Annotated in this window: 13 protein-coding genes and 1 tRNA gene; 6 read left to right on the top strand and 8 right to left on the bottom strand. The window is 63.6% G+C overall.

Translation table 11 applies throughout. From position 1 onward, the window contains the following. Positions 1 to 79 precede the first annotated feature (79 nt). The 6 genes from lon to Herbaro_RS12605 all read right to left on the bottom strand — a co-directional run bounded on the left by lon (position 80) and on the right by Herbaro_RS12605 (position 7,287). Positions 80 to 2,488, bottom strand: a complete 2,409-nt coding sequence (lon, locus tag Herbaro_RS12580) for an endopeptidase La (RefSeq protein ID WP_275009971.1) — start codon at positions 2,486 to 2,488, stop codon at positions 80 to 82. A 294-nt stretch (positions 2,489 to 2,782) separates the two neighbouring features. After that, on the bottom strand, positions 2,783 to 4,048 hold the full coding sequence (gene clpX / locus Herbaro_RS12585) for an ATP-dependent Clp protease ATP-binding subunit ClpX (protein ID WP_275009972.1): 1,266 nt from the start codon (positions 4,046 to 4,048) through the stop codon (positions 2,783 to 2,785). 241 nt (positions 4,049 to 4,289) lie between these two features. Continuing rightward, positions 4,290 to 4,916: an ATP-dependent Clp endopeptidase proteolytic subunit ClpP gene (gene clpP, locus Herbaro_RS12590; protein WP_275009973.1), complete on the bottom strand. Its 627-nt coding sequence runs from the start codon at positions 4,914 to 4,916 to the stop codon at positions 4,290 to 4,292. A gap of 52 nt (positions 4,917 to 4,968) precedes the next feature. Next, on the bottom strand, positions 4,969 to 6,318 hold the full coding sequence (gene tig / locus Herbaro_RS12595; RefSeq protein ID WP_275009974.1) for a trigger factor: 1,350 nt from the start codon (positions 6,316 to 6,318) through the stop codon (positions 4,969 to 4,971). A gap of 261 nt (positions 6,319 to 6,579) precedes the next feature. Continuing rightward, complete coding sequence (locus tag Herbaro_RS12600; protein ID WP_275009975.1) at positions 6,580 to 7,068, bottom strand: CreA family protein; 489 nt, start codon at positions 7,066 to 7,068, stop codon at positions 6,580 to 6,582. Between the two features lie 24 nt (positions 7,069 to 7,092). Next, entirely contained in the window at positions 7,093 to 7,287 is a 195-nt protein-coding gene (locus tag Herbaro_RS12605) for a DUF1653 domain-containing protein (RefSeq protein ID WP_275009976.1), read from the bottom strand. Positions 7,288 to 7,500: 213 nt separating this feature from the next. Between Herbaro_RS12605 and Herbaro_RS12610 the strand changes: the two genes are divergently transcribed. After that, positions 7,501 to 7,587 (top strand) — tRNA-Leu (locus Herbaro_RS12610). A gap of 89 nt (positions 7,588 to 7,676) precedes the next feature. Further along, a complete protein-coding gene (locus Herbaro_RS12615) occupies positions 7,677 to 7,961 on the top strand; it encodes a hypothetical protein (RefSeq protein WP_275009977.1) in 285 nt (94 codons plus the stop codon). 41 nt (positions 7,962 to 8,002) lie between these two features. Here the strand turns inward: Herbaro_RS12615 and Herbaro_RS12620 are convergent, their stop codons facing one another. Continuing rightward, a complete protein-coding gene (locus Herbaro_RS12620) occupies positions 8,003 to 8,140 on the bottom strand; it encodes a hypothetical protein (protein ID WP_275009978.1) in 138 nt (45 codons plus the stop codon). A gap of 104 nt (positions 8,141 to 8,244) precedes the next feature. Here Herbaro_RS12620 and Herbaro_RS12625 point away from each other — a divergent pair, with 104 nt between their 5' ends. Both Herbaro_RS12625 and hpnC read left to right on the top strand, forming a co-directional pair. Next, complete coding sequence (locus tag Herbaro_RS12625) at positions 8,245 to 9,423, top strand: GGDEF domain-containing protein (RefSeq protein ID WP_275009979.1); 1,179 nt, start codon at positions 8,245 to 8,247, stop codon at positions 9,421 to 9,423. Between the two features lie 64 nt (positions 9,424 to 9,487). Continuing rightward, positions 9,488 to 10,297: a squalene synthase HpnC gene (gene hpnC, locus Herbaro_RS12630; protein WP_275009980.1), complete on the top strand. Its 810-nt coding sequence runs from the start codon at positions 9,488 to 9,490 to the stop codon at positions 10,295 to 10,297. A gap of 46 nt (positions 10,298 to 10,343) precedes the next feature. Here hpnC and Herbaro_RS12635 read toward each other — a convergent pair whose 3' ends face one another. Then, a complete protein-coding gene (locus Herbaro_RS12635) occupies positions 10,344 to 11,180 on the bottom strand; it encodes an HDOD domain-containing protein (RefSeq protein WP_275009981.1) in 837 nt (278 codons plus the stop codon). A 246-nt stretch (positions 11,181 to 11,426) separates the two neighbouring features. Between Herbaro_RS12635 and hpnD the strand changes: the two genes are divergently transcribed. Then, positions 11,427 to 12,260 (top strand): presqualene diphosphate synthase HpnD, encoded by an 834-nt coding sequence (hpnD, locus tag Herbaro_RS12640; protein ID WP_275009982.1) that lies wholly within the window; start codon positions 11,427 to 11,429, stop codon positions 12,258 to 12,260. Positions 12,261 to 12,279: 19 nt separating this feature from the next. After that, complete coding sequence (hpnE, locus tag Herbaro_RS12645; protein ID WP_275009983.1) at positions 12,280 to 13,608, top strand: hydroxysqualene dehydroxylase HpnE; 1,329 nt, start codon at positions 12,280 to 12,282, stop codon at positions 13,606 to 13,608. The last annotated feature ends 175 nt before the right edge of the window (positions 13,609 to 13,783 follow it).

Below are 13,783 nucleotides of genomic sequence, written 5' to 3' on the forward strand. Positions count from 1 at the left end.
AATCAAATGCGCCCAGCCGCGGGACAATAAAAAAGCGCCTCCGAAGAGGCGCTTTCGAGGGCAGATACCTGAGCCGGGATCAGTGCTTGACCACCGGATCGGTCGCACCGTCCTTGGCGGCGACGGTCGACTCGACGATGGCCTCGTCTTCCGGCAGCGGCGCCGGTTGACGCTCCAGCGCCACTTCCAGCACCTTGTCGATCCAGCGCACCGGAATGATCTCGAGCTTGTTCTTGACGTTGTCCGGAATCTCGGCAAGGTCCTTCACGTTCTGCTCGGGAATGAGCACCGTCTTGATGCCGCCGCGATGCGCCGCCAGCAGCTTTTCCTTCAGGCCGCCGATGGGCAGCACTTCGCCCCGCAGCGTGATCTCGCCGGTCATCGCCACATCCGCGCGCACCGGGATGCCGCTGAAGATGGATACCAGCGCGGTGGTCATCGCGATGCCCGCGGACGGACCGTCTTTGGGCGTGGCGCCTTCGGGCACGTGGATGTGGATGTCGCTCTTCTCGAACACTTCGTTCTTGATGCCCAGCTTGCGGGCACGGCTGCGCACCACCGTGCGGGCCGCTTCGATCGATTCCTTCATCACGTCGCCCAGGGTACCGGTGCGGATGATCTGGCCCTTGCCGGGCATGTTCACCGCCTCGATGGTCAGCAGATCGCCGCCCACCTCGGTCCATGCCAGGCCGACCACCTGGCCGATCTGGTTTTCCTTCTCGGCGATGCCGAAGTCGAAGCGGCGCACGCCCAGGAACTTGTCCAGGTTGCGCGACGTAACGGCGACCTTCTTCTCCTGCTTCTTCAGCAGCAGCAGCTTGACTACCTTGCGGCAGATCTTCGAGACTTCGCGTTCCAGCGAACGCACGCCGGCTTCACGGGTGTAGTAGCGGATGATGTCGCGGATCGCCGATTCGGCGACGCTGATCTCGCCCTCCTTCAGGCCGTTGTTCTTGATCTGCTTGGGCAGCAGGTAGCGCTGCGCAATGCTGGTCTTCTCGTCCTCGGTGTAACCCGACAGGCGGATCACTTCCATCCGGTCCAGCAGCGCCGGCGGGATGTTGAACGAGTTCGAGGTCGCCACGAACATCACATCGGAGAGGTCGAAATCGACTTCGATGTAGTGGTCGGAGAAGGTGTGGTTCTGTTCCGGATCGAGCACTTCCAGCAATGCCGACGACGGGTCGCCGCGGAAGTCCATGCCCAGCTTGTCGATTTCGTCGAGCAGGAACAGCGGGTTGCGCACACCGACCTTGGACAGGCTCTGCAGGATCTTGCCCGGCATCGAACCGATGTAGGTGCGGCGGTGACCGCGGATTTCCGCTTCATCGCGCACGCCGCCCAGGGCCATGCGCACGAACTTGCGGTTCGTGGCGCGGGCGATCGACTGGCCCAGCGACGTCTTGCCGACGCCCGGGGGACCGACGAAGCACAGGATCGGCGCCTTGAGCTTGTCGACGCGCTGTTGCACGGCGAGATACTCGAGAATGCGTTCCTTGACCTTGTCCAGGCCATAGTGGTCGCCTTCCAGCACCTTCTCGGCGTTGGACAGGTCGTTGTTGACCTTGGACTTTTTCTTCCACGGCAAGCCGACCAGGGTGTCGATGTAGTTGCGCACCACGGTGGCCTCGGCCGACATGGGCGACATCAGCTTGAGCTTCTTGAGCTCGCCCTGGGCCTTTTCCAGCGCTTCCTTGGGCATCTTGGCGGCCAGGATCTTCTTCTCCAGCTCTTCCATGTCGGCGCCGTCTTCGCCTTCGCCAAGTTCCTTCTGGATGGCCTTGACCTGCTCGTTCAGGTAGTACTCGCGCTGGGATTTCTCCATCTGGCGCTTGACGCGGCCGCGGATGCGCTTCTCCACCTGCAGGATGTCCAGTTCGCCTTCCAGCTGGCCGAGCAGGTGCTCGTAACGCTTGGCGACGTTGAAGATCTCCAGGATGACCTGCTTCTGCTCGAGCTTCAGCGGCAGGTGCGCGGCAATGGTGTCGGCCAGGCGGCCGGCGTCGTCGATGCCGGCCAGCGAGGTCAGGATCTCAGGCGGGATCTTCTTGTTCAGTTTCACGTACTGGTCGAACTGCTGCACGATGGTGCGGCGCATTGCCTCGACTTCCGCTTCGTCGCCCTGCTCCGACTCGACCGGGGTCAGGTCGGCCACGAAGTGGGTTTCCAGTTCGCTGATGTGATGGATGCGTGCGCGCTGCGCGCCTTCGACCAGCACCTTCACGGTGCCGTCGGGCAGCTTCAGCATTTGCAGGATATTGGCCACGCAGCCGATTTCGTAGATATCGTCAGCCGAAGGCTCGTCCTTGGCGGCGGCTTTCTGGGCCGCGAGCATGATGCTCTTGCCCTGTTCCATGGCCGCTTCCAATGCCTTGATCGACTTCGGGCGGCCGACGAAGAGCGGAATCACCATGTGCGGGAAGACCACCACATCCCGTAACGGCAACAGCGGCAATTGCGATTGTTCTGTAAGTATTGGAGTCGTCATGGCGGGCCTTATCAAAGAATACTGTGAATGATGTTGGCACGAGTGATCAAAACACAAGTCCGGCAGAGCTAAAAATCACGGCCGGAAGACCGATGTCAAGATCGCAACAAAATAAAAAAAGCCACACACGAAGTTTCCTCCGGGTGGCTTTTCGATGGAAGCCAGAGTAAATTCCGCCGGTTCATTTTACCGCTTTTGCGGCTACCGGACTGTGTGCGGCCTTTTTGCGGAATGCCGCGCATCTTCATGCGCGGCATCACCGCTCCTGCGACACCCGTCGCCTGACCAATACGATCAGGCGCCGGACACCTTCGGCTGGTCGTGGTAGATCATCAGCGGCTTGGCGCCGTTGGTGATGGTGTTCTCGTCGACCACGATCTTGGCCACATTCTGCTGGCTGGGCAATTCATACATCACGTCGAGCAAGGCATGCTCCAGGATCGAGCGCAATCCGCGCGCGCCGGTCTTGCGCGCCAGCGCCTTCTTGGCGATGGCATGCATGGCCGCCGGACGGATTTCCAGCTCCGCGCCTTCCATCTGCAGCAGCTTGGCGTATTGCTTGATCAGGGCGTTCTTCGGCTCGACCAGGATCTGGATCAGGGCTTCCTCATCCAGTTCGTTCAGGGTGGCGATGACCGGCAGGCGGCCGACCAGCTCTGGAATCAGGCCGAACTTGACCAAATCTTCCGGCTCGGCGTTGAGCAGCACCTCGGAATTGGTCTTCTGGGTCTGGCTCTTCACGCTGGCCGAGAAACCGATGCCGCTCTTCTCGGAGCGATCGGAAATGATCTTGGCCAGGCCGTCGAAAGCGCCGCCGCAGATGAACATGATGTTGGTCGTGTCGATCTGCACGAAGTCCTGGTTCGGATGCTTGCGGCCGCCCTGCGGCGGCACCGACGCCATGGTGCCTTCGATGAGCTTGAGCAAGGCTTGCTGCACGCCTTCGCCGGAGACGTCGCGCGTGATGGACGGGTTATCCGACTTGCGGGAGATCTTGTCGATCTCATCGATGTAGACGATGCCGCGCTGCGCCTTCTCGACTTCGTAATTGCAATTCTGGAGCAGTTTCTGGATGATGTTCTCGACGTCCTCGCCGACATAGCCGGCTTCGGTCAGCGTGGTCGCGTCGGCGATCACGAACGGGACGTTGAGCATGCGCGCCAGCGTCTGCGCCAGCAGGGTCTTGCCGGAGCCGGTCGGGCCCACCAGCAGGATGTTGCTCTTGGCAAGCTCGACATCGTCCTTCTTGCCGAGGTGCTTCAGGCGCTTGTAGTGGTTGTACACCGCCACCGACAGGATGCGCTTGGCGGTGGATTGCCCGATGACGTACTGGTCCAGCAGGTCGCTGATTTCCTGCGGCGTCGGCAGGTCCGACTTGGCGCCCGGAACGGCTTCCACGCTGGCAGCTTCATCACGGATGATGTCATTGCACAGGTCGATGCATTCGTCGCAGATGAAGACCGAAGGGCCGGCGATCAGCTTCTTGACTTCGTGCTGGCTTTTGCCGCAGAAGGAGCAATAAAGCAACTTTTCGCCGCTGGAGGATTTTTTCTCAGACATAGAGCTACAAGGATAGAATTTACGACTTGATCATACCCGCGAAATACGGATTCGTCACGGCTTGGTCATTTTTCGACGCCAACCCTTGATTCCGGTTCGCTTCATGACACTTATATGTCATCGAGACGCCGATTTATCAAGGAAACAGAGCCCGAAAAGCCTCTCTTTGCGGAATCCGCAAAAAAAATGCCCGGACGGCAATCCATCCGGGCATTTTTATGCGGTTTACCGCGATGCCGACTCAAGCGCGCTCGGTCAGCACCTTGTCGATCAGGCCATACTCCACGGCGGCGTCGGCCGACATGAAGTTGTCGCGATCGGTGTCGCGTGCGATCTTCTCCACGTCCTGGCCGGTGCGTTCGGCCAGAATGCCGTTGAGGCGTTCGCGCAGGTACAGGATTTCGCGTGCCTGGATCTCGATGTCGGATGCCTGGCCCTGGGCGCCGCCCAAGGGCTGGTGAATCATGATGCGAGAGTTCGGCAGCGAGAAACGCTTGCCCTTGGCGCCTGCCGCCAGCAGGAAGGCGCCCATGGACGCGGCCAGGCCGGTGCACAGCGTCGACACTTGCGGCTTGATGAACTGCATGGTGTCGAAGATCGCCATGCCGGCCGAGACCGAGCCGCCCGGCGAGTTGATGTACAGCGAAATGTCCTTGTCCGGATTTTCGCTTTCCAGGAACAGCAACTGGGCGACGATCACGTTGGCGGTTGCGTCATTGACCGGTCCGACCAGGAAAATGATGCGTTCCTTCAGCAGGCGCGAGTAGATGTCGTACGCGCGCTCGCCGCGACCGCTCTGTTCGATCACCATCGGCACCATGCCGAGCATTTGCGTGTCCAGTGCGGAACCTCTGATCAGACCTGTCATGTGTGCATCCTTAGCGTAAAAATGTTTTCCGATACTACGCGAGAAAACCCGATTACGCTTGCGCCTGATTGCCCATCAGCTCGTCGAACGAAACCGGCTTTTCCGAAACCTTGGCTTTGCCGAGAACGTAGTTGACGACGTTTTCTTCCAAAACAAGAGCTTCGACTTCGGCCAGGCGGCGACGGTCGGAGAAGTAGTACTTCAGCACTTGCTGCGGGTCTTCGTAGCTTTGCGCGAAATCTTCGATCTGCGCCTTGACCTGGTCTTCGGTGGCTTCCAGCTTGTTGGCCTTGACCACTTCCGCCAGGATCAGGCCCAGGCGCACGCGGCGCTCGGCCTGCGCGGTGAACAGTTCGCGGGGCAGCTGCATGACCTTCGGGTCCATGCCGCGCTGCGCCATGTCCTGCTTGGCCATTTCAGCCAGGCGCTCGACGTCCTGCTCGACCAGCGCCTTCGGCACTTCCAGTTCGCTGGCCTTGATCAGGGCGTTCATCACGCTGTCCTTGGTCTGGGCCTTGGTGCGGGCGGAAACTTCGCGCTCCAGGTTCTTCTTGATGTCTTCGCGCATCTTGCCCAGGTCACCGTCTTCGATGCCCAGCGATTGCGCGAACACGGCGTCGACTTCAGGCATGTGCGCCCATTCGACCTTCTTCAGGGTGATGGTGAATTCGGCAGTCTTGCCGGCCACGTCCTTGCCGTGGTAATCCTCGGGGAAAGCCAGCGGGAAGACCTTCGATTCGCCGACCTTCAGGCCGATGGTGGCGGCTTCGAATTCCGGCAGCATGCGGCCTTCGCCCAGCACGAACGGGAAGGCGTCGGCCTTGCCGCCCTGGAATTCCACGCCGTCGATCTTGCCCACGAAGTCCACGGTCACGCGGTCGCCGTTTTGCGCCGACTGGTCAGCGCCGCCGTCGCCGTGCGCGCCCTGCTCGCCCTTGACGTGGTAGTGCACGCGCTGCTTGCGCAGGATGTCGATGGTCTTGTCGATTTCAGCGTCGGAGACCGATGCCACGGTCTTCTCGACTTCGGCGCCGGCCAGGTCGCCGACGGCCACTTCCGGATAGACTTCGAAGGTGGCGTTGAAGGCCAGCTGGCCTTCACCGGCTTCTTCGCTGGTCTTCGGCTCGATCGAGGGGAAACCTGCCACGCGCAGGTTGTTCTCGACGGCGGCGTCGTTGAATGCGCGGCCGACCTTGTCGTTCAGCACTTCGGTTTCGACCTGGTAGCCGAACTGTGCGGCAACCATCTTCATCGGCACTTTACCCGGACGGAAACCCGGCGCCTTGGCAGTGCGCGCGCGCACCTTCAGGCGCTTTTCCACTTCAGCCTGAACATCGGCCAGCGGGAAAGACAGGGTCATACGACGTTCGAGTTTGCTCAGGGTTTCGACTGCAGTTGCCATTTAAATCGTCCAAATAATTAAGAATTCTTTAAGCCGAAGCATTCATTTCCCGTCCGCATCGAATGTTTTCCAGACGAAAAACGGCCAGCCCGACCGCGCTAAAGCTCGCTATTTTATACGCAAAAACCGCCGCGAGTCCAAAATTGCCCTTGCCGCGCCGCAAACAATCCGCAAAGCCCGTGCGCAGGCCGCGAAGCCACGCTGGCGCGGGCTGCCGCGCTTGCCGTTGCGCCATGGCAAGCCGGCGCGACGCGGGCCGCCCTACTTCACCGGAATCGGCTGCGACGCCGCCACCGGCACCGCCGTGACCGCATTCATCGGGCTGCCGTCGATCAGCTTGTCGGAATAAGTCAGGTAGACCAGCGTATTGCGCTTGGGATCGACCACGCGCACCACGTGCAGGCGCTTGAACAGGATCGACATGCGCTCGGTAAACACATCTTCCTGCAGCGGCAGCTTGCCGTTGAACTGCACCGTGGCGGCGACCTGGCGGCAGGCGATCGACGCCTCGGCCCGATCCTCGGCCAGGCCCACCGTGCCCTTGACGCCGCCGGTGCGGGCCCGCGATACATAACAGGTGACGCCCCCTACCTTGGGATCGTCGTAGGCCTCGATGACCACCCTGTCGTTCTTGCCCAGCCAGCGGAAGGCCGTGCTGACGTCGGCCAGCTCCTCGGCCAATGCGCCCTGAGCGAGGGATGCGCCGGCGCACAGCATGGCGCAGGCGAGTGCGTGTAGTTTAGGTTTCATGGAATGCCTGCCAGGTTGGATGAATCAATCGGCCATCTTTTCGAAGCGCGGCAGTTGCTTGCCGTCGACCTCGACCATCTCATGGAACACGGCTTGCGGCCGGATCCACAACCGGCCGTCGGCGGCGCGGTAGACGACCATGGGAGAGAGATCGGACTCGAGGATGGCGTCGCCGACGAATTCGTAGATGCCGCCCTTGTAATGGCGATAGCGTGTCATGGGAATTGGATAAGCGTAAGTGAACCGAGGCCGCATGATACCGCCTGCGCCGCCCTGTCCGCGCGGGCGAAAAGCTTTCCGCAAAAAAACGGACATGGTCATCGGCTTGCAGTACAATAGCGCGCTTTACGAAAATGCTACCCGCATCGGTGGCGGCAAATCTGCAGCGGCACCGCTCCCAGACTGCTATCGCGCCGATGTCCGACACCTTCAGCGAGGATGGCGAAATTGGTAGACGCACCAGGTTTAGGTCCTGACGCCAGCAATGGTGTGGGGGTTCGAGTCCCCCTCCTCGCACCAGATGATTCCCTGAACACGCGCGCCGCTTTGCCCTGCACGTCTTGAACGCGCAGGCAGCGCGGCCTTCAGGTCACTTTCCAGGAACCGCCATGCCCACCCAGGAAGAATTCGACGCGCTCAAGCAAAGCCACAACGCGCTGCTCAACAAGTTCATCGAAAATAATACCGCCGACCAGATCCTGTTCTCGACGCTGTTCACCGCGGCGGCGGTGCTGTCCAAGGACGGCCGCCAGTTCACCGAAGGCGCCATGGGCATCGCCCGTTCTCTGGCCGCACAACTGGGCACCGGCGGCGCCATGCCCAAGGCGCTGCTGGAGACCGTGGAGACCCGCATCGCCACCATCGAGGCGCTGCTGAAAGACAAGTTCGACTGATCCCCCAAGGGCCGCGCCGGCCCTTTCGAAACCACGGAAACTCACGCGGAAATAGCCGCGCGGAAATCATTTTCGATGCCCGCAAAGCCTTGCCACGCAAGGCTTGTGGCCAAACCGCACGCAAGCTCATGCGGATGTTTACCGCGCCTGCTTGCTTGTTTATCATCCAGCTCAGCCATGAGGGGGATCATGACCTGGCGCTTCGTCCTGAAGCCGCTCTTCCCGGATCCTGGCGTCCACCGAAAAACGGATGAAGCTACTTGCAAAGGCAGGGTGATCGGTCATGTCGTACGAGATGGTGCATACCTTCGGCTTCAGCGTCTACCTGGTTCTCTTCCTCCTGCTGCTCTGGACCTGCCGCATCCCGCGCACCAATTCCGGTTCCGGCTGGTGGGCCGCGTCAATCTTCTTCGCCCTGCTCTCGCGCTTGTCCCTGGTGCTGCTCATCCCCGGCAACGACATGCGCACCATCGTCACCGCCTACGCCGCGCTGAACCTGCTGGAGAAGCCCTTCCTGCTGAGCGGCCTTAAGCGTTTCCTCAACCTCGGGACGAACAGCGCCTGGTTCTGGGCGGCCGCCGGGCTGGGCGAACTCTGGCTGCTGGCGGCGTGGATAGGCGACACCTCGGCGCTGGCGCGCGGCCTCGGGTACTCTCTGGTCAATGCCGGATGCATGCTGTACGTGGCGCTGCAATGCCACCGCAACAGCAAGGAAGAGCCGCGCTGGCTGCGCCTGGCCTCCCTGTCGGCGGCGGCCATGGCGGCGCATTGGGCCTGCGGCCCGCTGCTGGTGGAGCATTACCCGGGCTGGTTCAGGCATGGATTCCTGCTCGGCACGGTGCTCATGCTGCTGGTCTACATGTCGCTGCTGGCCATGGTGCTCTCGCAATTCCAGCGGCGCTTGCTGGAAGCCGAAGCCAAGGCGCTGGACATGGCCTTCCTCGACCCGCTGACCGGGCTCAACAACAAGCGCTACATGAACACCCTGTTCGACCACGCGCTGCTGCTGGCCACGCGGCCGCATCACATGGTGGCGATCTTCTACATCGACCTCGACAATTTCAAGCCCATCAACGACGCGGCCGGACACCACGTGGGCGACGAGGTGCTCAAGGCCATCGCCCTGCGCATCAAGGGCATCGTGCGCAGCACCGACATCTGCGCGCGCGTGGGTGGCGATGAATTCATCGTGATCGGCACCCAGCTGGAGAACGAAGCCCAGGCCTTCGAAGTGGCCAAGAAGCTGCTGGCGCAGATGATGCAGCAGGTGCAGGTCGGCGAATCGCAATACCTGCTGGGCGCCAGCATCGGCATCAGCCTGTATCCGCACCATGCGCGCGACCTGTCCAAGCTGATCCAGTGCGCCGACAGCGCGATGTACCAGGTCAAGCGCAACGGCAAGAGCGGCTACGAGATCTACAAGGCCCAGCCGGACGGCACTACCCAGGTGCAAGCGGCATAAGGCGCCGGGACGGCGGGGTTTTCCTTTACTATGCGGGCTGCAAAATCATCCGAAAAGCGCCAGCATGGCCGTCGATCACTACGAAAACTTTCCCGTTGCCTCGCTGCTCCTGCCGGCCCGCCTGCGCCCTGCGGTCACCGCCATCTACGCCTTCGCGCGCAGCGCCGACGACCTGGCCGATGAAGGCGATGCGCCGGACCGCGAGCGGCTGGCCGCCTTGCAGGATTACGAAACCCGGCTCGACCTGATCGAGGCCGGCGCTCCAGGCGGCACGCCGATGTTCGATCGCCTCCAGCACACCCTCCGCGCGCACCGACTGCCGCTGCAACCGCTGCGCGACCTGCTGTCCGCGTTCAAGCAGGATGTGGTCACCACCCGCTATGCCCGCTACGACGACCTGCTCGACTACTGCCGCCGCTCCGCCAACCCCGTCGGCGCGTTGATGCTGCATCTCTACGAGACGCCGACCGAACGCAACCTGCGCGATTCGGACGCCATCTGCAGCGCCCTGCAGTTGATCAATTTCTGGCAGGACATTGCGATCGACTGGCAAAAGGGCCGCATCTACCTGCCGCTGGAAGACCTGCAGCGCTTCGGCGTGAGCGAAGACGACATTGCCCGCGGCGATGGCGGCGACAATTGGAAGCGCTTGATGCAATTCGAAGTGGAGCGCGCGCGGGCGCTGATGCTGTCAGGCGCGCCGCTGGCCAAGCGCCTGCCGGGACGCATCGGCTGGGAGCTGCGGCTGGTGGTCCAGGGGGGACTACGGATCCTGGCGCGCATCGAGGCGGCGCAAGGCGATGTCTTCCGGCGCCGCCCCAAGCTGGGCCGGGCCGACTGGCTGGTCGTGCTGTGGCGCGCGCTGACGATGTAAGGTGCGACGCCGGGAGGGCCAAAGGGCCGAACCGGCGAAGGCGTGATCAGACCAGCAAGGCCGCCGTCAGCGAGCGGATCTGCTCTTCCGAGTCGTCCAGCAGGCCGCGCAGCGACTGGTCGCCGACGTAATCGTCGACCAGGTTCTCGCCGCCGATGCCGGCTTCGGCCACCGAGCGCTGCAGCGGCGAAGGCACCGGCGAGAGCTCCTTGGCCAGCAGCAGCACGTCGCCGATGGACTGCGGCGGCAACACGCGCACGCCGTGCCACAGCGACTCGATCGCATCTACCACCGGTTGCGGCACGCCCAGCTTCTTCAAGACGGCGCGGCCGATCATCTTCTCGCCGTATTCCGCCCAATCCTCGATACCGCCCTCCAGCAGGCCCGGAAACTCATCCGTGCGCGAGAGCAGGTAGAAGCCGCCCACCTCATGCACGATGCCGGCGAACATCGCGGTTTCCGGGTCGCCGTTGGTCAGCTTGCCGGTCAGCACGTGGGCGGTCGCCGCAACGTGGGCGCAATGCTCCCACAGCTGCGCCGACTTGATGCGCATGGCCGGGTTGGAGATGGTGCGTCCCAGCTGGCGCACGATGACCGAGGTGGTGATCGTGTTGAGCGTGCGGAAACCCAGCCGCATGACCGCGGTGCGCACGTTGTTGATCTCGCCGCCGGAGCGGTTGTAGGCGGCCGAATTGGCGATGGCCACGGTGCGCGCCGACACCAGCGGCTCGGCCATCACCAGCTTGGCGGCCTGCTCCAGGTGGCAGTCGGGATCGGCCAATGCCTGCTGCAGCTTGATCGAGGCGCTGACGTTGGCGGGGAACACCAGTTCTCCGCGTCCGGCCTGCGATGCGATGTTGCGAAAGATTTCAAGTCTGTCCATGACGTCTCCAGCCTCCTTGTAGGTTCGCCTTCGGCTGCCCGGTCTTCCATGCTCGGATTGTTTTTTTCACAGGGCGTCGATGCCTTGAGCTTAATGGACAAAGCAAGCCGCCGCAATACGATCCGGGCGCCTCGCCATCACCGCATTTGCCCTGCCGTGCGCACTCGGCTAGCATAGCGCCTTTGCCGGGTCTTGCCGGGCTTCGCCCGCGCGCCGGCCGTGCATCGAACGCAGCCACCGCCATCCATGTCTCCAGACGAATACTGCCAGCAGAAGGCCGCCGCCAGCGGCTCCAGCTTCTATTACAGCTTCCTGTTCCTGCCGCCCGAACGCCGGCGCGCGATCACGGCGCTGTACGCCTTCTGCCGCGAGGTCGACGACACCGTCGACGAAATCGAGGATCCGATGGTGGCGCGCACCAAGCTGATGTGGTGGCGCAAGGAAATCGCCGCCATGCTGGAAGGCAATCCCAGCCACCCGGTGACCAAGGCCCTGCATCCGCACGTGGCCACCTACCAGCTCAAGGGCGAACACCTGCAGGCCATCATCGACGGCATGGAGATGGACCTCGACCAGAGCCGCTACCTGGACTATCCCGGCCTGCAGCGCTATTGCTGGCATGTGGCCGGCGTGGTCGGCATCCTCTCGGCCAGCATCTTCGGCCACACCCAGGGCGCGACCCTGCTCTACGCCGAGAAACTCGGCCTGGCCTTCCAGCTCACCAACATCATCCGCGATGTCGGCGAGGACGGCCGCAAGGGTCGGATCTACCTGCCCGTCAATGAATTGCAGCAGTTCAACGTGACCGCGGCCGACATCCTCAACGGCCGCCACAGCGAGCGCTTCGAGGCGCTGATGAAATTCCAGGTGCAGCGCGCCCATGCCGCCTACGACGAAGCCATGGCCCTGCTGCCCAAGGCCGACCGCCGCGCCCAGCGCCCCGGCCTGATGATGGCGGCCATCTACCGCACCGTGCTCGAGGAGATCGAGCGCGACGGCTACCACGTCCTCAACCAGCGCATTTCGCTCACCCCCATCCGCAAGCTGTGGCTGGCGTGGAAAACCTACGTGTTCGGCTGATGCCGCACGCGCCTGCCGCATGACAGCCCCACTTCACTACGCCGTCGTCGGCGCCGGCTGGGCCGGCTGCGCGGCGGCAGTCGGCCTGGCCGCAGCCGGCCACCGCGTCAGCCTGTTCGAAGCCGCGCGCACCCTGGGCGGCCGCGCGCGCCGCGTAGAGGCCGACGGCCGCGCGCTGGACAACGGCCAGCACATCCTGCTGGGCGCCTACGGCGCCTGCCTGAAGCTGATGAAGCAGGTGGGCGTGCAGCCGTCCCGGGCCTTGCTGCGCTTGCCGCTGCAGATGCGCTACCCGCTGGGAGCCGGCGCCGACGGCATGGACTTCGTCGCGCCGCGCCTGCCGGCGCCGCTGCACCTGGCCGTCGCCCTGCTGCGCGCCAAGGGCCTCTCGCGCAGCGACAAGATGTCGCTGGCGCGCTTTTCCAGCAGCGCGCGCTGGATGGGCTGGCAGCTGTACCAGGACTGCAGCGTGGCCGAGCTGCTGGAACGCTTCGAGCAGACGCCGCGCCTGATCCGCCTGATGTGGAACCCGCTGTGCATCGCCGCCCTGAACACCCCGCCCGAGCGCGCCTCGGCCCGGGTCTTCCTGAACGTGCTGCGCGACAGCCTGGGCGCGCGCCGCGCCGCCTCCGACATGCTGATCCCGCGGGTCGACCTGAGCGCCCTGTTGCCCGACGCGGCGGCCGCCTATCTTGAACGGCACGGCGCACTGGTGCGCGCCGGCACCACGGCAGGCGCCCTGCGCCAGGCCGGCGGCGGCTGGCGCCTGGACGACCGCCAGGGCGAAAGCCTGGGCGAGTTCGCCGGCGTGGTCCTAGCCACCGGCCCGGAAGCGGCGGCGCAACTGCTCGACGGTATCGCCGACACCGCCCCGCTGCGCGCGCTGGCCCATGAACCGATCACCACCTGCTATCTGCAATATGACCCCGGCCTGCGCCTGCCCCGGCCCTTCTATGCGCTGGCCGACGACCCGCAGCGCCGCGCCTGGGGCCAGTTCGTGTTCGACCGCGGCCAGCTCGGCGCCGATGCCGGCCTGCTGGCAGTCGTGGTGAGCGCGGCCGGCCATGCCATCGCCGACGGCCATGCCGCGCTGGAAGACGGCGTCGCGCGGCAACTGGCCGCCGACTTCGGCCTGCCGGCATTGGCAAATCCGCAATGGAGCAAGCTCATCACCGAGAAGCGCGCGACCTTTTCCTGCACGCCGGGATTGCAGCGCCCGGACAATGCCGGCATGCCCGCCGGCCTGGCGCTGGCCGGCGATTACGTGGCCGGCGACTACCCGGCCACGCTGGAAGGCGCGGTGCGCAGCGGCATGGCGGCGGCCAGGCTGCTTGCGGGCCGCCGATGAACCGGGGCTCATCGGCCTCATATAAAATTTTCATGGATTGCCGGAAATGGATTCACCCCACGCATGGCGGCTTTGATCTAGCATACGGTCACACTCGCAGCAGCCCCGATTCCGGTTCTTGCCTGCCATCCAAACACCCCGGCGGCGCCTCGTGACGCCGCGTTCCATTCTTACG

It is taken from the genome of Herbaspirillum sp. WKF16, from assembly GCF_028993615.1.
In the GTDB taxonomy this organism is placed as follows: Bacteria; Pseudomonadota; Gammaproteobacteria; order Burkholderiales; family Burkholderiaceae_D; genus Herbaspirillum.